Annotated in this window: 17 protein-coding genes and 3 pseudogenes; 10 read left to right on the top strand and 10 right to left on the bottom strand. The window is 62.0% G+C overall.

What is annotated here, in order from left to right; all coding sequences use genetic code 11:
• The first annotated feature begins 142 nt into the window (after nucleotides 1-142).
• Nucleotides 143-1606: a mechanosensitive ion channel family protein gene (locus tag LGN17_RS19315; RefSeq protein ID WP_226198186.1), complete on the top strand. Its 1464-nt coding sequence runs from the start codon at nucleotides 143-145 to the stop codon at nucleotides 1604-1606.
• Nucleotides 1607-1665: 59 nt separating this feature from the next.
• Here the strand turns inward: LGN17_RS19315 and LGN17_RS19310 are convergent, their stop codons facing one another.
• Together LGN17_RS19310 and LGN17_RS19305 are read right to left on the bottom strand one after the other, a co-directional pair.
• The gene (locus LGN17_RS19310) at nucleotides 1666-2574 is read right to left on the bottom strand and encodes a LysR family transcriptional regulator (RefSeq protein ID WP_226198185.1); all 909 of its coding nucleotides are present in this window, start codon (nucleotides 2572-2574) and stop codon (nucleotides 1666-1668) included.
• Between the two features lie 294 nt (nucleotides 2575-2868).
• Nucleotides 2869-3150 (bottom strand): XapX domain-containing protein, encoded by a 282-nt coding sequence (locus LGN17_RS19305; RefSeq protein WP_175958485.1) that lies wholly within the window; start codon nucleotides 3148-3150, stop codon nucleotides 2869-2871.
• 310 nt (nucleotides 3151-3460) lie between these two features.
• On the opposite strand from LGN17_RS19305, the gene LGN17_RS19300 reads away from it, so the two are divergent.
• From LGN17_RS19300 to LGN17_RS19285, 4 genes are all read left to right on the top strand, one after another.
• Complete coding sequence (locus LGN17_RS19300) at nucleotides 3461-4147, top strand: hydrolase (RefSeq protein ID WP_226198184.1); 687 nt, start codon at nucleotides 3461-3463, stop codon at nucleotides 4145-4147.
• Nucleotides 4148-4316: 169 nt separating this feature from the next.
• Entirely contained in the window at nucleotides 4317-4484 is a 168-nt protein-coding gene (locus LGN17_RS19295; RefSeq protein WP_175969361.1) for a DUF1427 family protein, read from the top strand.
• A 19-nt stretch (nucleotides 4485-4503) separates the two neighbouring features.
• The gene (locus LGN17_RS19290; RefSeq protein WP_226198183.1) at nucleotides 4504-6396 is read left to right on the top strand and encodes an amidohydrolase; all 1893 of its coding nucleotides are present in this window, start codon (nucleotides 4504-4506) and stop codon (nucleotides 6394-6396) included.
• Between the two features lies 1 nt (nucleotide 6397).
• Complete coding sequence (locus LGN17_RS19285) at nucleotides 6398-6844, top strand: DoxX family protein (RefSeq protein ID WP_226198182.1); 447 nt, start codon at nucleotides 6398-6400, stop codon at nucleotides 6842-6844.
• A 130-nt stretch (nucleotides 6845-6974) separates the two neighbouring features.
• Here the strand turns inward: LGN17_RS19285 and LGN17_RS19280 are convergent.
• A pseudogene (locus LGN17_RS19280) lies at nucleotides 6975-7124 on the bottom strand (IS3 family transposase); the annotation flags it as partial.
• Between the two features lie 317 nt (nucleotides 7125-7441).
• Between LGN17_RS19280 and LGN17_RS19275 the strand changes: the two are divergent.
• Nucleotides 7442-8239: an FkbM family methyltransferase gene (locus LGN17_RS19275; RefSeq protein ID WP_226198181.1), complete on the top strand. Its 798-nt coding sequence runs from the start codon at nucleotides 7442-7444 to the stop codon at nucleotides 8237-8239.
• 422 nt (nucleotides 8240-8661) lie between these two features.
• Here the strand turns inward: LGN17_RS19275 and LGN17_RS19270 are convergent, their stop codons facing one another.
• A complete protein-coding gene (locus LGN17_RS19270; RefSeq protein WP_226198180.1) occupies nucleotides 8662-9600 on the bottom strand; it encodes a response regulator in 939 nt (312 codons plus the stop codon).
• A gap of 244 nt (nucleotides 9601-9844) precedes the next feature.
• On the opposite strand from LGN17_RS19270, the gene LGN17_RS19265 reads away from it, so the two are divergent.
• The gene (locus tag LGN17_RS19265) at nucleotides 9845-10318 is read left to right on the top strand and encodes an acyl-CoA thioesterase (RefSeq protein WP_226198179.1); all 474 of its coding nucleotides are present in this window, start codon (nucleotides 9845-9847) and stop codon (nucleotides 10316-10318) included.
• Between the two features lie 13 nt (nucleotides 10319-10331).
• Here LGN17_RS19265 and LGN17_RS19260 read toward each other — a convergent pair whose 3' ends face one another.
• Nucleotides 10332-11774 carry a sensor histidine kinase gene (locus LGN17_RS19260; RefSeq protein WP_226198178.1) on the bottom strand — a complete coding sequence of 481 codons (1443 nt, stop codon included), beginning with the start codon at nucleotides 11772-11774 and terminating at the stop codon, nucleotides 10332-10334.
• A gap of 699 nt (nucleotides 11775-12473) precedes the next feature.
• Complete coding sequence (locus LGN17_RS19255) at nucleotides 12474-13394, bottom strand: LysR family transcriptional regulator (protein WP_226198177.1); 921 nt, start codon at nucleotides 13392-13394, stop codon at nucleotides 12474-12476.
• A gap of 163 nt (nucleotides 13395-13557) precedes the next feature.
• On the opposite strand from LGN17_RS19255, the gene LGN17_RS19250 reads away from it, so the two are divergent.
• From LGN17_RS19250 to LGN17_RS19240, 3 genes are all read left to right on the top strand, one after another.
• Complete coding sequence (locus tag LGN17_RS19250) at nucleotides 13558-14862, top strand: MFS transporter (RefSeq protein ID WP_226198176.1); 1305 nt, start codon at nucleotides 13558-13560, stop codon at nucleotides 14860-14862.
• A complete protein-coding gene (locus LGN17_RS19245) occupies nucleotides 14859-16331 on the top strand; it encodes a M81 family metallopeptidase (protein ID WP_226198175.1) in 1473 nt (490 codons plus the stop codon). Before LGN17_RS19250 ends, LGN17_RS19245 begins: the two co-directional genes overlap by 4 nt.
• Nucleotides 16332-16971: 640 nt before the next feature.
• Nucleotides 16972-17277 (top strand): H-NS family nucleoid-associated regulatory protein, encoded by a 306-nt coding sequence (locus LGN17_RS19240; protein WP_226198474.1) that lies wholly within the window; start codon nucleotides 16972-16974, stop codon nucleotides 17275-17277.
• A 72-nt stretch (nucleotides 17278-17349) separates the two neighbouring features.
• On the opposite strand, the pseudogene LGN17_RS19235 reads toward LGN17_RS19240, so the two are convergent.
• The 4 genes and pseudogenes from LGN17_RS19235 to LGN17_RS19220 form a co-directional block, all read right to left on the bottom strand.
• Nucleotides 17350-17556 (bottom strand): annotated as a pseudogene (locus LGN17_RS19235) (IS110 family transposase); the annotation flags it as partial.
• Between the two features lie 169 nt (nucleotides 17557-17725).
• Nucleotides 17726-18762 (bottom strand): annotated as a pseudogene (locus LGN17_RS36880) (hypothetical protein).
• Nucleotides 18763-18868: 106 nt separating this feature from the next.
• Entirely contained in the window at nucleotides 18869-19096 is a 228-nt protein-coding gene (locus tag LGN17_RS19225; RefSeq protein ID WP_226198174.1) for a hypothetical protein, read from the bottom strand.
• A 30-nt stretch (nucleotides 19097-19126) separates the two neighbouring features.
• Nucleotides 19127-20245, bottom strand: a complete 1119-nt coding sequence (locus tag LGN17_RS19220) for an ImpA family type VI secretion system protein (RefSeq protein WP_226198173.1) — start codon at nucleotides 20243-20245, stop codon at nucleotides 19127-19129.
• Between the last annotated feature and the right edge of the window lie 2 nt (nucleotides 20246-20247).

Here is a 20247-nt window from a genome sequence, read left to right as displayed (position 1 = left end):
GAGTACCGCATGAAACCTGTCCAGTCCGACCTTTCTCGCCACGATTCGCTGCCGGCGGCCGCTCGCCGGATCGGGTAGCGCGCGCCATGCGATCGCGCGAATTCCACGCCCGTCGCGCAGCGCGCATGCGGCCCGTTCCGGCATGTTGAACCTGTCCGTCACGGTCGCTTACGGCGCGCCGATCGTCGTTGCCGACCTCGTTGCATGGCGGTTGCTCGGGCCAGGCCGTTCGACGACGAAGGCGGTCTGGCGCTGTGCGTCGTTCGCCGCGCTGACCTATGTGCTGTTCGCAACCGGCGTGAGCCCGCTCGCGGTGCCCGCGTCGCCCGACCGGTTCGACCGGCTGGCAATCCAGGCGATCGGTGTCGCATGGTGGCTGCAGTGCGCGCTGGTGTTCAGCCTGATGCTCGACCATCTGCTGCTGCCGCGCGCGTGGCGCAACCAGCGGCTGTTTCATGACATCGCCGCGGGCGCCGTGTTCGGCGCGGCCGCGGTGGCCGCGCTCGGCTACGTACTGGGGCTGCCGCTGAGCGGCCTGGTCGCGACCTCGGGCGCGGTGGCCGTGATCCTGGGCCTGGCCGTCCAGAACACGCTGAACGACGTGTTTTCCGGCCTCGTGCTGAATACCACCCAGCCGTTTCGTCTGGGCGATACGGTGGCGATCGGCGAGCTGGAAGGCCGGATTGTCGAAAGCAACTGGCGCGCGACCAAGATGATCAACAGCCTCGGCAACCTGGTCGTCGTGCCGAACAGCACGGCGGCGAAGGCGACGATCGTCAACCTGAGCGAACCCGCGAGCGTGCACGGCGTGACGCTGACGATCGAGATCGATCCGGAAGTGCGGCCGGCCGTCGTCGTCGATGCGCTCGACCGGGCTGCCGCCAGTTCGCTGGACGTGCTGGCCAGTCCGGCGCCGGTCTCGATCGTCAAGGCATTCGGAACCAACTCTGTCGAATACGAACTCGTCTGTTACGTCGACGCGCTGCAAAAAAAGGTGGCGGTGCGCAACCGGCTCTACGACCTGGCCCACCGGCACCTGGCCGCCGCGGACATCGCGCTGCGCCCGCTTGGCGGGACGGCCGCGGCGCACCGGCCGGCGTCGCACGGTCAACGGCTGCTGCGCGCGGTCGAACTCTTCAGGCAACTCGATGACGAGGATCTCGCGGTGCTGGCCGAGGCGCTGGCGTCACGCGTGTTCCACAAAGGGGAGGTGATCTACGCGTCGAATTCCGATGCGCGCCTGCTGACGATCGTCGGGGCCGGTGTCGCGTCGGTGTTCGTGCCGGGCGCGACCGGCGACATCGAGGTCAGGAGGATGGCGCCCGGCGACGCGATCGGCCAGTCCGTCGTGCTGGCCGGCACGCAGCTTCATGCGAGTGTCTACGCGGTGACCGCCGTGACGGCCTATCAGTTGAGCAGCCGCGACCTGACGCCGCTGATCGCGAGGAAACCGGAACTCGGACGGTTGATGTGCGAATCCCTGACCGAACACATCGCGACCGAGGAGAAGATGATGATCCCGCCGGCCGCGAAGGCGCATGCGTCGTTCAAACTGATCGAATGGCTCGAGAAGGAGATGAAGCGCCTGCACGATTCGTTCGTCTGATGCGGCCGGAGATCGCGGGGAAACGTTCGGTCGAGACGCGCGACCGGCGAGCGGCGGAATCAGGCGAGCGCGGTGAACCGGTCGACGAGGTCGGGGCGGGCGAGCTGATCGACCCACCAGTGCAGCGCGCGGCCGGCCTCGTCGCCGCGCCACGCGATATAGCAATGCGTCGTGTCGCGCATGCCGGTCACCTTGCGGGCGACAAGCTTGCCCTGCGCGATCGCGCGCGCCGCGATGCAATCCGGCAGCGTGCCCACCGCGAGTCCTTCGCATTGCGCGGCCAGTTTTGCGGCAAGCGTGGGGACCGCGAGATACGGCTGCCCGGCGTCGACGGCGACCGAGCGCGGCTGCAGTTCGCGAGAGGTATCGCTGATGACGGCGCCGCGGTGCTCGACGACCGATGCCATCGACAGCGGCTCGGGCAGCGCCGCGAGCGGATGGTTCGGCGCGACGGCGAACACATGCCTGAGCGTGCCGATCGGCCGCGCGACGATGTCCGGCAGTTCCGGCGGCTCGCCCGCCGCGCCGACGACGAGATCCGCGCGGCGCGAAATCAGCGCATCCCAGGTGCCGCCGAGGACTTCGGTGGACAGGCGCAGCCGCGTGTTCATCTCGAGTCCGTAGAACGTATGCACGTAGGGCCACAGCGCTTCGAACGGCAGGATCTCGTCGATACAGATGCGAACCTCGGTTTCCCAGCCCTCCTGTGCACGCTGCGCCTTGAGTTCGAGCTGTTCGGCGGCATGCAGCAGCCGGCGGCCCTCTTCGACGACCACGCGACCCGCGTGCGTGAGCTTCGCCCGGCGCCCGCTCCGGTCGAACAGTGCGACGTCGAGGTCGCTTTCGAGCTTTTGTACGAGATAAGTCAGCGCAGACGGTACGCGGTGCAGGAGCTCCGCGGCCTCGGCGAACGTGCCGGTGCGGTCGATCGCGTCCAGGGCTTCGAGCGCTTCGAAAGACAGCTTCATGATGAATTCCACGGGGGCGTCGGGCTGTCATGTTATCGCCAAGCACCGCCGAGTCCAATACGATTCAGAACAATTCATCCGGGCGTCGCCGCCGGAGCGCTATCCTGGTCCGGGCAAGATTGCGTCGCGCCATTTCAGCGCCCGACCGGTATTGGCGACGTGCACCGGTTCCGGAGCGTCAGCGCACGGGGGAACCGTGCCGGCCGGGCCCGGCTTTCGCGGATGCCTTGCGTGCCGGCTTACCCGCGTGTCGTCCGCCGATCGGCCGGCCCGATTCCGGTCAATCACCGTGGGTCACGACGGTGTCGATTGACGTTGCTTCGCGGCGGCATCGGATCCCTGGGCGCCGGGCAGGGGGCCGAACATGTGCTGGCTGCACTTCGCCTCGCTCCACGCGGTTCTCAAGTGGATGCCTGCGAGCATCCTTCGTGCGACCGGCAGGATCTGTTCGCCGGCAAGGATGCCCAGCAGGCCGACCAGCGCGATCGTGGGCGGAGCGGGCGATTGCACGCCGATCAGGTAATAGACCGCGCCGGCGAGAATGCCGGCAAGCAGCGACGAAATATACGGCTTCATGTTTCGGATATAAGTGAATGACAACCGTGTGAAAAATACGGATAACTACCGTTTTGTCCGGAAATCCTGAATTCATTCGATAGCGTAGCAGGTCTTTTGGGATGCGATCATTCAATTCGATTTTTTTAAGATCTTTTAAGGGCTGAATTTAGGGATTTTATTAATTGAATTGATTAAGTGGCGTTACCATGAATTTGCGTATTGAATGACAACGGCTGGCAGGCGAACCTCCCGGCACAGCGCATTGGGCGCCTCCCGGCTTACCGGCGAGGCAGGCTAGTTTTTATCCGCGTCAAAGGACATGACCGTCATGAGCAATCCGAAACTTGAAGTACTCACCCCCCATAACAGCCAACTGATCTTCATCGACCAGCAGCCGCAGATGGCATTCGGCGTGCAGTCGATCGATCGCCAGGTGCTGAAGAACAACGTCGTCGGGCTCGCGAAGGCCGCGAAGGTATTCAACATCCCGACCACGATCACGACGGTCGAAAGCGACAGCTTTTCGGGGCACACCTATCCCGAGCTGCTCGACGTGTTTCCGAACCAGGAGACGCTCGAACGCACGTCGATGAACTCGTGGGACGACCAGAAAGTTCGTGACGCGCTGGCCGCGAACGGCCGCAAGAAGGTGGTCGTCTCCGGCCTGTGGACCGAAGTCTGCAATACGACGTTCGCGCTCTGCGCGATGCTCGAAGGCGACTACGAGATCTACATGGTCGCCGACGCTTCGGGCGGCACGTCGAAGGACGCGCACGACTTCGCGATGCAGCGGATGGTGCAGGCCGGCGTGGTGCCCGTCACGTGGCAGCAGGTCCTGCTCGAATGGCAGCGCGACTGGGCACACCGCGAGACGTACGACGCCGTGATGGCGATCGCGAAGGAGCACTCGGGCGCGTACGGGATGGGTGTCGACTACGCGTACACGATGGTCCACAAGGCCGCGCCGCGTACCGCGACGCCGCACGAGTCGATCCCGCCCGTGCCGGCGAAGTGACCGAAGGCAGTCTCGACTGCTGATGCCGATGCGGCGTATTCCGCGCGAACACGCCGCATCGGCAATCCGAAATCGCGGGCGGCGTCCGTGGTCAATGCACGGATGCCGCCCGCAGCGTGTTTGCCAGGACGTACGACCTGCATGCCAACCTGTCCGAGAAATTGATCGTATGGAACCTTATCTGGTTTCCCTTGGTGCGGGATTGCTGATCGGTGTCATTTACAGCGCAATCAAGGTCCGTTCTCCGGCGCCGCCGCTGATTGCCCTTGTCGGGTTGCTCGGCATGTTGATCGGCGTGCAGGCCATCCCCATCCTCAAACAGCTCTTTGGCTTCTGATCGAAGCGAGGTGACGCATATGACTGCAACCGAGACCCAACCGGATCTGATCCTCCGCAACGGAAGGTTCACCACCCTCGACCGCTCGAACCCCACCGCGACAGCGGTGGCAATAGCAGCAGGACGCTTCGTCGCGGTTGGCCACGACGCGGACGTCATGCCGCTCGCCGGACGTGCGACGAAGGTCGTCGACCTCGACGGCCGCGCCGTGCTGCCAGGCTTGATCGACAACCACTGCCACGTGATTCGCGGCGGCCTGAACTACAACATGGAGCTGCGCTGGGATGGCGTGCCGTCGCTCGCGCTCGCGATGGAGATGCTCAAGCACCAGGTCGCGATTACGCCCGCGCCGCAATGGGTGCGCGTGGTCGGCGGCTTCACCGAACACCAGTTCGCCGAGAAGCGCCTGCCGACGATCGACGAGCTCAATGCCGCAGCGCCCGATACGCCGGTGTTCATCCTGCACCTGTACGACCGCGCGCTGCTGAACGCGGCCGCATTGCGTGTGGTCGGCTACACGAAGGACACGCCGGAGCCGCCGGGCGGCACGATCCTGCGCGACGCCGCAGGCAACCCGACCGGGCTGCTGCTCGCGAACCCGAACGCGACGATCCTTTACGCGACGCTCGCAAAAGGCCCGAAGCTGCCGTTCGAATACCAGTACAACTCGACGCGCCACTTCATGCGCGAGCTGAACCGGCTCGGCGTGACGGGCGTGATCGACGCGGGCGGCGGTTCGCAGAATTACCCCGACGATTACGAAGTGATCCGCAAGCTGCACGACGCGGGCGAGATGACGATCCGGATCGCGTACAACCTGTTCACGCAGAAGCCGAACGCGGAGAAGGAAGACTTCGTGAACTGGACCAAGAGCGTCAAGTATCACGACGGCACCGACTATTTCCGCAACAACGGCGCCGGTGAAATGCTGGTGTTCTCCGCGGCCGATTTCGAGGATTTCCGCGTCGCGCGCCCCGATCTGCCCGCGCAGATGGAGGACGATCTTGAAGGCGTCGTGCGCGTGCTCGCGCAGAACCGCTGGCCGTGGCGCATGCATGCGACCTATGACGAAACGATCGACCGCGCACTCGACGTATTCGAGAAGGTGAACAAGGACATCCCGCTGGCCGGGTTGAACTGGTTCTTCGATCACGCGGAAACGATCTCCGAAAAATCGATGGACCGTATCGCCGCGCTCGGCGGCGGCATTGCGGTGCAGCACCGGATGGCGTACCAGGGCGAGTATTTCGTCGAGCGCTACGGTGCGCAGGCGGCCGAAGCAACGCCGCCCGTCGCGAAGATGCTCGCCAAGGGGCTCAAGGTGTCGGCCGGCACCGACGCGACGCGGGTCGCTTCGTACAACCCGTGGGTATCGCTCGCGTGGCTCGTCACGGGCAAGACGGTCGGCGGCTTGCGCATGTACCCGCAGCGCAACCTGCTCGATCGCGAGACCGCGCTGCGCATGTGGACCGAATACGTGACGTGGTTCTCGAACGAAGAGGGCAAGAAAGGGCGCATCGCGGTCGGGCAACTCGCCGACCTGATGGTCCCGGATCGCGACTTCTTCGCGTGCGCGGAGGACGACATCGCGGACACGAGCGCATTGCTGACGGTGGTCGGCGGGAAGATCGTATGGGGCACGGGGCCGTTCGCGTCGCATGATGCGCCGATTCCGCCCGCGATGCCGGACTGGTCGCCGGTGCGCGAGTACGGCGGCTACGGTGGCTGGGGCGCGACGCAGCGCAGTGGCGCGCCGTTGCAGCGCGCGGCAGCGGCCGCCGCGGCGTGCGGCTGTTCAAATGCATGCAACGTGCACGCGCATGCGCATGTGAGCGCGTGGGGCCGCGCGTTGCCGACGTCGGACGCGAAGGGCTTCTGGGGCGCGTTCGGCTGTTCGTGCTGGGCGGTCTGACATGTCTGCGACAACCGGCCGGTATAGCCCAGGGTGGATTCGTGTGCTGCTGGCGCAGCCTTGGGTGCCGCCGCTCGCGCGGCTGGCGCTGGTGTCCGCCTTTCTGATCGGCGGCGTCAACAAGGCGATGCACTTCGGCGATGCGATCGCGGAGCAGGCGCACTTCGGCCTGCATCCGCCAGCGTTCTGGGCTGCACTGGCGGTTGTGGTCGAGATCGGCGGTTCGCTGTGCGTGGTGTTTCGCCGGTTCACGTGGATTGGCGCGGGTGGACTCGGCGTGTTGACCGTCGTCGCGATGGTAGTGGCGAACGACTTCTGGAACCACGAGGGCGTGGCACGTTTCATGGCGCTCAACAGCTTTTTCGAGCACCTGGGGCTGATCGCCGCGCTCGTGCTCGTTACCCTGCTTGGCGATGTTCAAGGCTGGAAACGGGACGGTCGCCCCTGATCGTTCGGATCGGAACGCAGGGGCTACCTTTCGGTGCCCGGGACACGGCGATCCCGGGCGCGCGAGAGGCGGGCGCGTGGCCGGAATACTCGGGCAGCGGGGGCCGCGAATCCAAGCTGCGGACCCTATGAATGTCGTTGCCGCGACGACGACGGCGAGGACGCCGCCGCGGAATGTTGAGTTGCAAGGCTCGCCACATTCGCCACACGCGCAATTCGCCCGGTGCCAGCCATGCCGATATCTGCCGGTAGCCTAAGCGCGGCACTTCCCGGGCGGCCGCTCAGCGTTCGTGCCTGAGCCGCTTGCGCGCGGCATGGAACGACGACGACGTCATTCAGATCTACGGCGGCTGGATACGGCTGCGCTGCGACAAGGGCGACCGGCGTTTTACCAGTAAGGCGGTACTCCGCACGGCGGTGACACGTCGTCGGCGCCAGGATCAATCAGCAACGCTTTGAGTCATCGATATACTATATAAGGGGCGGACCGGAAAGCCCTGTCGTAGCTAGGCCGGTCTACACCGATAAAGTGTACGAAAATCAAGGTTGCGGGGATCCGATGCCAGTTTATGCGAGCCAGAAGTGCCGTTACGGCACGATGCTGTTCAATTCGAATGACCAGTTTGTCGGCCGTAGCCTGTCGCTATATGGCGAATGGTCTGAGCCGGAATCCTTTCTGTTTTCCCAGATGGTTCGCCAGGGCGATATCGTTGTCGAGGCTGGTGCAAACATCGGCTCACATACGGTAATGCTTTCGCATGCAGTCGGTGAAACCGGCGCGGTGTTTGCGTTCGAGCCGCAACGCCTCACGCATCAGCTGCTCTGCGCAAATCTTGCGCAGAACGAGCGCCTTAATGTACTAGCGCTACAGTGCGCGGTAGGCGATACGGAAGGGGTGGTGAACTTCCCGACCGTCGACCCGCGAGTGCCGAACAATTTCGGCGGCCTGTCACTTTTCATGAGCGACACCCTAACCGAACAGGTAGCGCTGCGCACTATTGATTCACTGCGATTACAGCGTCTCGATTTTCTGAAGGCAGACGTTGAAGGGTTCGAAGCACAGACCATTCGAGGTGCACTGGAGTCCATACGAGCACATCGGCCAATCGTGTACCTTGAATACCTGAACCACTACACGGGCGACAGCTCGAAGTCGTTCCTCGAGTTTTTCTCGGCCCTCGACTATCGAGTCTGGTATTTCATCACGCCGCTTTTCAATCGGCAAAACTTCCTCGGCAACCTCGAAAACGTATTCGACGGTACGTGGTCGTTTGATCTCGTCTGTGTCCCGCGCGAGCGTGGTGAAATGCAAGGGCTGGTTGAGGTGACGCCTGACAACGAGGGCGTGTGCCGTGATCCGGATGCATGGCGAAGCATACGTTTTGTTGCAGCGTAGATTTTCAGAAGCCGCACTGGGTCAGACTGACCCTAGCCCACCAAACCGTCCCATTTGGAAGCGGAAAATTCCGGCATGACGATGTTATCGAGACTTGGAGGTCATGCCGTGAAGAAGAGCGAGTTCGCCGAAGAGCAATCGCTTCGCGCTGCAGCTTTCGTGACGCGTGGTGACAACATCAGATCGAGAATCGATCGATATCGGGAGGCGGCGCAGATCGCGGATCGACCGCCTGCCCTGATTGGATGTGCCGTCTAATTGGAATAGTGGGTGGCCCTCGGAATAGGGCGCTATTAAAACAAAATTCCGTGCCGATGATAACTGTCAACATTGACAGGGATAATTCCGATTCGAGTGGCTGCCGACCCGACGACAGCACCGCCTCGCGTACCCGCTCCGTCCAGGGACGGGCGGATGATTTCTTACGCGTGACGCCATTTTGCCAACGTGGGCAGCTCGCGCTCGGTGGCCGCATCGTCCAGACGGGTCCAGCTATAAAACGTGCCGCCCCATCCCGGAACAGGTAGCGGGGTTGCGCAGCGAATGTCCGCGAGGCCCGGCCGATAGCCCTGAGACGGCCAGAACAGCGGCATGATGCGGCGTGCTTCCATGCCGCGGCACAATTCGGCCGGTCCACCCGCGTCGGCCACGATATCGCAGTGGAACGACCAGTCCTCCTCGCTCCAGGCGAGAAAGACACTTGGCGCACCGGCGGCGTCAAACATCAGCACCGCGTCCTGATTGGGGCGCCAGTAGTATTCGACGATGCCTTCCCGCGCGGCCACCTCATCGATCAGCTTGACGATCCGCGGATCCCGGTAGGTCGCCCCCGCTTCATGCAGGCTGATGTGCCCGCGGGCTGCGCAGAACTTGCGTTTCGCGTTGTCCAGCACGGTTGCCAGCTTGCGGGGCATCTCGACGTCGGTTTTCTTCAGATAGCAATCGATCAGTCCCGCGTTGAATGCGTCCACTGCCTCGCGCTCGTCGGCGATGCCGGTGAGCAGGATTTTCATGCAGTCCGCGTTACGGATGGAGGCCAGAAACCGGATGCCGTCGACCTCCGGCATCGAATAGTCGACGACTACCGCGCCCACCGCCTCAAATCGGGCGAGATCGGTGAGCACATCATGGCCGATTGCATTTCCGCCGGCCTTCTCCGTACCAAAATAGTCCGCGGCGGTCGGTGGTGTCTCCGCGTCACGCGACGATACGAAGTCGAGCGCGGCCTGGGGCTGCGTAAAAAAGCGGTTCAGGCGTTCGTCCGGAAATATGCCCCGCAGTGCCTGCAGGAAATCCGGATTGTCGTCGACAAATACCACGGACACGGGATAAAGCACCGGCTGCCTAACGAAGGATTGCATTCGAGTCTCGATAAATCAGCAGAGGAACGTGCGGCACCGGAGACGCATGACCGCAAACGACGGTCGCATTGCACGACCGCTCTAATTATCCGGCGAAAGTGGGACGCGCATCAACTGCTCCTTATCCGCGCATTCGACACGTTTGGACCGCGCCGCTCAGTTTAAATGCACGGGGAGAATCGGGCCATTCCTTCTCGTTGAAGGAATGCGCCGCTACCGCCAGTAGCGATTCAAGGAGTTATCCATGCTGACGCGAGACACGATTCTTAACGTCCTTTCCAACGAAACGGCACATCTGTCCGAGAAAACCTTCCATCACGTGGTCGACATTTACCTCAAGGATTCCAATGCCTTCATGAATACCTATTTCTCACGCTACTTCGAATGGCAGGGCGTGTGCCGTGAACGCTGGTTTCACGAATGCATCCACAACAACCTGCTGGCGGCCGGCGGGTCGTTCGTGACGAAGCGCGCGCATCAGGAATACGTCCACGAGACGTTTCCGTTCCAGCGGGTCGATTGCTATCTCAATACGTTCGAGGTTCGGCAGTGTTCGGCCTATCTGCTGTTTCGCTTCTACGTTGACGGACGGCAAGTGTCGCTGGGGTATCAGCAGATCGTGTTTGCCGGTTCCGACAAGCGGATCCGCCGGTTTCCGCCGGGCATCATCGAGCGGGTCAAGGCGTATGAACTGATCCTGCCGTCCGCCGCGAACTGAATGTGAGACAGCCTTACCCGATGCGATAGCGCCGGGTGGGCGCCGGCGGATCGCGCAATGCCTGGTCCGCCGGCGAACCGGGCTCCGGCAGCCGAATCGTGAACGTGGTCCGGACGCCGGGGACGGATTCACACGCGATGGTGCCGCCGAGCGCCTCGCATACGCGGCGACAGAAGCTCAAGCCCATGCCGGCGCCGCGACCGTGCGATTTGGTTGAGAAGAAGGCGTCGAAGATTCGAGGGAGCACATCGGGAGCGATGCCCGGGCCCGTATCGCTGAAACGCACCACGCAGTAACCGTTGCTGCGATGGGCCCCGATCTCGATCTGCCCATGGCCGTTTGCGTGGATCGCGTACAGGGCGTTTTTCAGCAGATTGAAGATGACGAAGATCACGAGCGAGTCGGATCCGGAGAACCGAAGGTCCGGATCGATCGGGTCGACCGATACGCGGTCTCGCTCACCCACACGGAAGGGAAAGCGCTCCACCGCGGCGTCGACACAGGCCCGGATCGGATAGGCCGCGAAGCCGTGGCGATCGAGTCGGTCCAGCGTAAAGGACGCCAGCGACATTTCGACCACCGTACTCGTGGTGTCGACCTGGCGCCGGATCGACGACGCGAGCGTTGGCAGCCGCTCCAGCTGTCCGGGATATAAACCGTCTGCGCACAACCGGTGCTCCACCGCTAGCCGATACCCGCGCAGCAGCACCGGCAGGACGCGCCGCAGCTCGTCCGCGTGCAGGCCGATCGCCGCCAGCGGCGTGGCCACTTCGTGCGCGACCGTCGCGGCCAGCAGATAGGGGCCCATCAGGCCATAGCGGACGATCGACGTCGCGAGAATCCCGAGACTGAGCGCGATAACCAGCACCCCCACCGGATAGAACTCGACTCCGTAGTTCACCGCATAGTCGGTAGCCGCGAGCGAGTAGAGGCCCAGGCTGACGAGACATTGGGTGAGCAGTTGCCGGACGTCTCGCGCTCGCTCCTGTCGTCTAGCGTCGATCAGGAGCCAACCGCTGCGGCCGACCAGGAGTACCGTCTGCACGACGTGCAACGGATGCAGTGGGCCTGCCTTGGGATACGGGCCAAAGAAATGCAGGCGAAATCCATCGACGACCGCATTGCTCGTGACGAGCAGTACCGCCAACAGGACGCAGAGTCCGTAGGATGCGAACAGGATCGGCCGCTCGTCCCGGCGCGACACGATCTCCGTCACGAAATGATAAAAGGTCGTCGGCAGAAAAAGGATGAACAGATAGCCTGCCTTGACCAACACGGTGGCAACGTCCGCCTCGGTCGTCTGGAACAGGAAGGCCCACGTTCCCTGCCAGACGAAGGTCGTCGCGCACATCAAGACGAACGGGACAGATACGCGCGTGAGGCCCTTGGTGGCCAGCACGTAGAGGCCGAACCCGAGAAACAACGCAGATACAAACGCGGGCAAGATCGAGTACATGATGCGTGAATCCACAATGTTCACTGGTCGCGCACCACTGAACTGTCTTGGCCGGTGCCATTTACGAAAGTAGCACGCAGCGGCAGGCGAGCGGGTGCGGCGGGTTTGTACATGGGGTCTCCCCGCATCACGATGGTCGATCGCGCCCGCGACGGGCCCCGAACAGGAATTTCAACTTGGCCGCTACAAGCTATGTCCCCGCGATTGCATTCGTCATCGCGATCGCGCGAGCTATCGCAATGACGAATGTCAAGAACCACTCCGCAACTAAAGCTGCGGTCGATCGTGTGAAGCAGGAACTCGAACAGGACGACAGTCTACCCGGCGAACTGCCCGACTGGCGGGTGAGTCATCACCGATTTGCAAGCAAATTTTCGAAGCAATTGCATCGATCGAGTGCAAAATCTCGAATAATCGGCCGACCCGATACACCTGTCCGGGAGCCCGCGTTCCCTGCGTCAGATGGATAACCGATGCCTGCTTGCGGCAAGCACCGCATGCTACGCTTTAACACGGGGTTTCGCGAATACCCGGGGGTGACGACCCGCACGGACTCCGACGACCACCCGGCGGCATGCCGGCATCACCTGACGGCGCAGCAGCCGTCGCCTCGTCGTGACACTTCTCGACGCAGGTTCAACCGCGAACACCGCTTTCGACCAACAATCGAGGCAACAGGCCGCCCCCGGCCGAATTTTATTACTCGTCGCGAGTCGCAAACGTCGACATCCTCGTTTCGATGCGTCGTAGGAGTTCTTGAGCGGCAAAGGGTAGCGTTCGCTCGGATTTCACAAGTACCTGGGCGCTCTGGCGCCCGAGAAGAGGGTGGTCGATCGCCTTGCCGACCAATCGACCTTCTGCCACATCTCCGGCGATCGAATAGTCGGTCAGGAAAGCCACGCCCATTCCAGCGATGGCGAAGCGGCGCAGAACGTCGAGTGTGTTACCCACGAGGGAGGGTTGATATCGAACCGGCTCGCTGCGAGCAAGCATGTCGATCGTGCCGCCTAAACCATACATCGGCGGCATCGTCGCGAACGGATACGAGATCGCGCGGCCAAATGTGATTGCACCCGGTTGGGACGCAAGGGGATGGTCGGGTCGCACGGCGGCGACGACTTGATGAATGACGCTGCGATGGACGCGTATCCCGTCGGTTTTCGGCGGGCTGTATGCGATCCCGATATGGGCGACATCCTTCAGCACGTCACTGACGATCTCACCGGTCGCACGGATATTCACCGCGAGCCGCACATTCGGGTACTCGTTCCCAAAGGTCCAGAGAATCTCCTCGGTGAGCGCGGGTATGACCCCCTCACTCGCTGAAATTGCCACGCGCCCCGTCTTAAGCGAACGAAGCATGTCCAGCTCGCTTTGCAGCACCTCGTAAGTCGCTTCGCACCCGCGATGGTAACGGAGGAGGCACTCTGCCTGTTCCGTCGCCACGACGCCGGAGGAATGACGATCGAAAAGGTGCAGGCCTGTTTCGCCTTCAAGTCGCTGAATCTGCCGGCTCACCTCCGACGGTGCGACCTGCAGTCGATCCGCCGCCTTTCGGAATGACCGCTCAGTCATGACGATCTCGAAGTATTGCATCTGGCGGTTTTTCGGAATTGCCATCTTTTATTCTCTATTGAATAGATGTTGACTTCGACAGGCGTTGCGATATATCGCAACACCCCAGTCAAAATATTGATATCCAGCGTAACACCATTTGACGCTACAGTTTGCACCTATCCAAAATCCACAACACTGATAATCATCTCCATTACCGAGAACATTCATGTCAATTGTGTTCGACGCCGGCAATAATGATGCACAGGCCTTGTACAGGAAAATCGATCGCCGAGTCCTTGCCTTCCTCGCCGTCTGTTATGCAGTCGCGTATGTCGATCGTGTGAATATCGGTTTTGCAAAATTGCAAATGCAGCAGGATCTCGCGTTGAGCGACGCGGCCTACGGCTTCGGCGCGGGCGTATTTTTCCTGGGTTACATGCTGTTCGAAATTCCTAGCAACCAGCTCCTGACCCGGATCGGCGCGCGCAAGACGCTGAGCCGCATCATGCTGCTCTGGGGCCTCGCGTCGATGTCGATGTTCCTGGTCACCGACGCAACGTCGTTCTACCTAGTCCGATTCCTTCTCGGTGTGTTCGAGGCCGGTTTTGCTCCTGGCATGCTGTTCTATCTGACTCGCTGGTACCCGCGCGAGCGTCTCAGCCGGGCGATGGCTTTGTTGCTCTGCGCGGCGCCACTCGGCGGTATCGTCGCAGCGCCTGCGTCGGGGTGGATACTCGAACACATGAAGGATGTAGCTGGGCTGGCCGGCTGGCAGTGGATGTTCTTGATCGAGGGCGTGCCGGCGCTCATTCTCGGCGCAGTCGCGCTTACCTGGCTCAGTGACGCGCCCGAGGACGCGCGATGGCTGACGGCGGACGAGAGGCGGGCGGTCATCGCGCAACGCGATACCGAACAATCGATGCAGGAACGATGGCCGGCGCTGAAGACGGTGCTGCGCGACGTCGGAATTTACCGTCTGTCGGTGATCTATTTCTGCCTGATTTGCGGTGTCTACGTCGTGGGCTTCTGGCTACCCTCGATCCTGAAGGCGAGCGGCGTGAACAGCCTCGTCGAGATCGGCTGGTACTCGGCCATCCCTTACACGGCAGCAATTATCGGGATGTACCTGCTGGCAAGGCGCTCCGACCGGACACTCGAGAGGCGACGCCATGCCGGGTTCGCGGCAGCCGCGGGCGCCGTTGCGCTGGCGATCGCCGCACTGTTCGTTGATCGATTCGGCGTGTCGATCGTGGCGATCACGCTTGCAACCGCGCTGACGTATGCGGCCTACGCGGTCTTCTGGGCCATTCCGCCGGAGTACCTCCGCTCGTCGGTCGCCGCAACCGGCATCGCATTCATCAATACCGTCGGGCTACTTGGCGGCTTCCTCAGTCCAACGATCATCGGCACCTTGAAATCGATCACCGGGAGTACAACAGCGGGGCTGTTCGTGATCGTCGGATTGCTCGCGCTCGGCGCGCTTCTACTCCTTGTCCGCCCCATACGCTTGACGGAGGCTGAGCGCTCATGAAGTACTTTGTTGCCGGGTTTCTGCATGAAACCAATACGTTTGTGTCATCGCGCGCGCGCTACAGTGATTTCGCGGAAGGCGCGAATGGTCCGATAGTCCGGGGCGACGCGGTGCTCGCGTTGCAGAAGGCGAATCTCGCCATTGGTGGATTCATCGCAGCACTCGATCCGGGAGCGGACACCTTGATTCCCGGTTTGTGGGCCCATGCGACGCCCTCTGGACCGGTGACGCAGGATGCGTTCGAGCGCATCGCCGGCGAGATCGTCGACGGGGCGCGCGCGGCGAAGGCGGATGCGATATTTCTCGACTTGCACGGTGCAATGGTTGTCGAGCACGTCGACGACGGCGAGGGTGAACTGCTGAGGCGCTTACGCGAAGCCGTTGGCCCGGACACCATCATCGCTGCGTCGCTGGACCTGCATGCGAACGTGACCGCCCAGATGTTCGAGAGTGCCGACGGCCTCGTTGCGTACCGCACCTATCCCCACGTCGACATGGCGGATACGGGCGCTCGCGCGGCACGCCTGATCGCACGGATTGCACAAGAACGCGGCCGCTATTGCCGCGGCATCCGGCGCGGCCCGTTCCTCGTTCCAATCGAAGCGATGGCGACGTCGAGCCCACCTGCGGCAGACCTCTACCGGGCCCTTGCCTCCCTTGAGGCGGATCTCGGCGTTGACCTGTCGATTGCACTCGGCTTCCCTGCTGCAGATATTGCCGAGTGCGGCCCGACAATCTGGGGATACGGCACTGAAGGTGCCGCGCTCGACGAGGCGCTGGACCGGCTCTATCGGCAGTTCACCTCCTGCGAGGAGGATTGGTGGGCATCCTGCCTCTCCCCGGATGATGCAGTCATGACGGCCATGGCAATCGCGGCGAACGCAAAGCGCCCGGTTGTGATCGCCGACACACATGACAATCCGGGGGCGGGTGCCGATTCCAACACGACGGAAATGTTGGCGGCCCTGTTGCGCCACGGCGTGAATCACGCAGCGCTTGGGATCATTTGCGATCCGGCCGCGGCTGCAGCCGCTCACGCTGCCGGCGTCGGATCCACGATCACGCTCACTCTGGCGGAGGGCACGCCGCGCGCGTTCCAGGCGACCTTTGTCGTCGACGGTCTTTCCGACGGTGAATGCCGGCTCGAGGGGCCAATGATGCGCGATGTCGACTTGCGGCTGGGACCATGCGCATGCTTACGCGTCGATGGCGTGCGCGTGGTCGTGAGCAGTGTGAAAACCCAGTTGCTGGACTGCAACCTCTATCGGATGGTCGGCATCCAGCCCGAAGCGATGGCGATTCTGGTGAACAAGAGTTCGGTCCATTTCCGTGCCGCCTTCGAACCGATTGCGGAGGCAGTGCTCGTTGCACGAACCGCCGACGGCATCGAGACCGACCCTGCCAAGCTGCCGTGGCGAAAACTCAATCCTGCCGTTCGTGTCGCGCCCCGGCACCGCACGGCAGGCTGACGACACCCGCTGGAACCAAACCGACGTTTTTGCCTGAAGACCCGGAGCAATCTCCTGCAGAACCGACGTGGCGTTGGACTGGCTTCGTGTTGACGAATCGTATGATTCGTCAGCGACTGTGCACGCGAAAGCGAAGGTTTGGTGTCGGCTCGATATTGCGGTCGATTTCGTGACCGAGACCGGCCCCGGGCTCAAAGAACACCGGATCGCGCTGGATGACTCAGCGCTGCAGGACCATTTGAAGTAGGGCGGTTCGGCGAGGTGCGACCAATACCCCCCGGAACGTAACCATAGTCGCGACTTGTGAGAGTGAGCACCCATGGCTGACCATATTCCACGACAACATTCTCAGGTCCAAAGGCAGTGCGAGGTCACCCTGGGGATATCGTTTGTCGGATCCACGGGAGTTGTTCGTCGTTCCTCGAAATGGTCGAATCAACAAAGCTAATTGACCGTTGTCGTCCGCCTGTTTTGGCGACCAAGTCCCTCAGGCGTTTCGCGATTTCCCCTCTCGATCGCGCACTTTCTTCATTTCGGCTGTGGCGTTTTCTAACTTTTATTATTCGCATTACTGAATTTAGTAGTCGAGACGACTGCGAACCATAACGATCACTTGACTCTCTCGCTCCGAGAATATTCCATGTCGACCTACCGCGATTTGAAAGCCCAGATTCAAGAACTTCAAAAGCAGGCCGAGCTTGCCCGCACTCAGGAACTGTCGAACGCCGTTAGGGAAATACAACAGATGATTGCCGAGTTCGACCTGAGACCCGAGGATTTGTTCACTGAACTGAAACTCAAGCCACGTCGGATCAAGCGCCGCGGTCCGGTCTCTCCGAAGTATCGCGATCCCATATCCGGCGCGCTCTGGAGCGGTCGGGGCCGAGAGCCGCTCTGGATCGCCGGCCGCGAAAGGGACAAGTTCCTGATCGACGAGCCAACGTAATCGAGGACGCTTTGGCACAGGCGGCAACCGGAGTCTCGATTGGCTCACTATGCCGCCATTCGATTTCACCCGCTCGTGCCCGAGCGCTGTCAGTTGCCGGGCCCAGTGATGGGCGCTGCCGCAAGCTTCCATGACGATCCGGGCTGCAGGCCGGTTGGCGAAGAATGGCAGCATCTGGTCACGCTTGAGCACCTTGCTGTGAATTCTGCCATCCGGATCGACAAAGTGAATCCGGAAAACGCGCTTGGCCAGGTCGATGGCTATCGTCGTGGGCTCCATGGAATCTCTCCTGAACGGAAGAACGGACAAAGCACTGTCGCACATCCACACCAGGTGCCGAGAAAGCACGATCAGGCGCTGGAGCGGTCGTTGTGGCGGGAGGCGCCCATTCCATCTATCTAGCCACTACAACCAATGTCCACGCTAAGTTAAATTGTCGGGCTTCCAGCTAAATTGAAATGTCGCGGTGTGTGGGTTTTTCCTTGTCTTTGTTTATGGGGTTGGGGTGGGGCGGCGAAGCCGCCCCCCGTCCCCTGATTCCTTCGACGCTGACCTCAAGAATGGCTTGATTCAGGTCAGCAAGCTCGAGCGCACGCTGTGTCTTCAGCCCGATGAGCCCTTCTTAGCCTGGACTTCTGCACCGCAATGAGTGCGCGACGGTGAGCCGGCTGCGCGGCGATCGTCACGCATGGTCTGGACGCGCCGCGCGACTTCCAGTGCGCTGGACAGCCGCTTGTTCTCGACCTCTGCGCCCTGATCGATGCGCGTGATGCGATCGTATTGCCGGCATGACAGCGCCACACCATTTGCCTGGACCTCAATCAAGCCATCGAGATACTCAACAACTTCGACATATTCGTGCACGAGGTTCCGATTGACCGCCGAATCGGCCAGCAGGTACATCCCGCGGTCGTACTGCACCGTCAACGCATTGGATACCCTGCGTGGCACGCGATAGGACAAGATCTGCCTCAGATCCTCATCAGCGCGCAGCGATCGGTGCGCGTCGTGGTCGCTCCTCGGCGGTTTGCCGAAGCGCCAATTGAAGTCAGCGATGAAGAAGGGCGCATACGCATTGGCGGCCTCCAGGGTACTGATTCCGCGCAATCGGAGTTCCTTGACCAGCCGGTGCTGCAGCGTCAGGTTCGCCCGCTCCACACGCCCTTTGGCCTGGCTCGTGTTAGCACAGAACGCGTCAATGTTGAGCTCGTCGAGAGCTCGGCCAAACTGCGTGACGCCTTTGCCCGCCGTCTCCGAGCGCTTCTTTACGTAAAAGACGACTGCTACGTTCCTCTGTTCTTCCGAGTACTTCGGCTTTACGCGAACATACCCCCTCTGCAGATCGCCACGCTTCTCGAATTCCTTACACCACGCCTTGAGAGAATTCTTCGTCGGGTAACCCATCGGGCGAATGGTAGCCTTGCTGCGCTTCCCGAGTTTCAGGTACAACTCAGCTGCCTGAACGCGTTCTTGGTATGAATACATGGACTACCTCCAAAGTAGTCCAAGATTTTGTCCGCACCCCCATCCAAAATTGACACAGGCGGAACAGCGGTCGTATCCGGCGTCGTGCGAACACGCAATCCCTATGTCAGCGGCGGGCCGGAACCGGCCTGTCATGAATCAATATCTCATCCAGACACACCCACGTGAGCAATGCTGAAACCGCAATCGCGGCCGTGAGCACGAGCATTCGCGAATTCGTTCGCGATTGACGCGGTTCGTTCTCACGTGGCTTCGGCGGGTGTTCCCGGATGGCTCGCTTGAGGTCGCCGATGCCGATCGAAAATTGGAACTCGGAAGAGCTGTCGTTTTTCATTCTGTGTGATCCGTTCGAAGTTTATCGCTATCACGAACCTTCGGCCTCGTCCCATTGCGCCAGAAGGTCAGCAGGGATTGCCTTGACCGCTTCCGCGTAGCGCTTGCCGACAAACTGCTCGGCGCGCTTGAGCAATACCGGAACCGGGCTGCTGGGCTCATGTGTCTCGAACCAGTGACGTGCCGCACTGATCAATGCCAGCGCCGCTTGTCGGTCGGTGGGCGCGCCATCCGTGCGCGCCGCGATGGGCGGCGGCTCGGCAGTGTCGAGGCGCTCGCCGTTGTGCTGCACCGGCGAGGATTCGGTCGCATGCGTTCCCGCCGTCATGCTGCCGTCGTGATCGGTGGCGTCGAAGGGAGATGTGTCAGCCGGTGCGGATTCGATGTGTTGGTCGCCTTGCTGCAGCAACTGGAGGAGGCGGATCAGGGGCGAGAAGTCGGGCAGGTACGACTCCAGATGGGCGGCGCACCACGTGTTGATCGCAGCGAGGTTCGAGATCGTCTCGTCAAAGGCGGCCATGGTCGCCGGCTGCTGCAGACGCAGATCCTGCAGCTGCTGCTCGACCGAGTCGGGTGCGATGGCGTCGGCCGGGCGTGGATGCGCGAAGGCACGCTCGACATCCCGCACCTGCAGCCGCGTGGCGGTCGACTTCATCAGTACGATTTCCCGCACGTCGGCTAGCAGCCCATCGGGGTCCGCGAGCCCCTGCAACGCATTCATCCGCATGTCCAGCGCGGCCTCGCGATCATTGTCGACGCCTGCCTGCGGATGGATGTTGTCCGGAAACGTCTGCAGCCATGTCGCGAGCAGTCCCGTACCTTCCGCGAGTCCGACCGCACCGCCCAAGCGGGTGCGGCAACGCGTGTAGAGCGCTGCCACACGCATGTCCTTCGTGCGCAGCATCAGGCGCCGGCAGTCGCGTTCGATCTCGCTCCAGTTGAGCGGATCGGGCCCACCGACGAACGCGCCGTATTGCACGTCCTGCCTGGGTGCAATGCCCGCGAAGAGGACCACGAAATCATGGTCGTATTCAAGATCCGGGCCGCAAGGCGCGCTGTCGCTCACGGGCGTGAGCCAGTCGAAGTGCGACGCGCCCGTGACGGGGGCGTGGCCGAGTTTGCCGTGCGTGGCGGATTGCTGCTTGCTCATGG

Origin of the sequence: Burkholderia sp. AU30280 (genome assembly GCF_020420125.1) — a bacterium.
Lineage (GTDB): Bacteria > Pseudomonadota > Gammaproteobacteria > Burkholderiales > Burkholderiaceae > Burkholderia.
The sequence above is the reverse complement of the archived record's forward strand: the minus strand, read 5'-3'. Positions and strand labels throughout refer to the sequence as shown.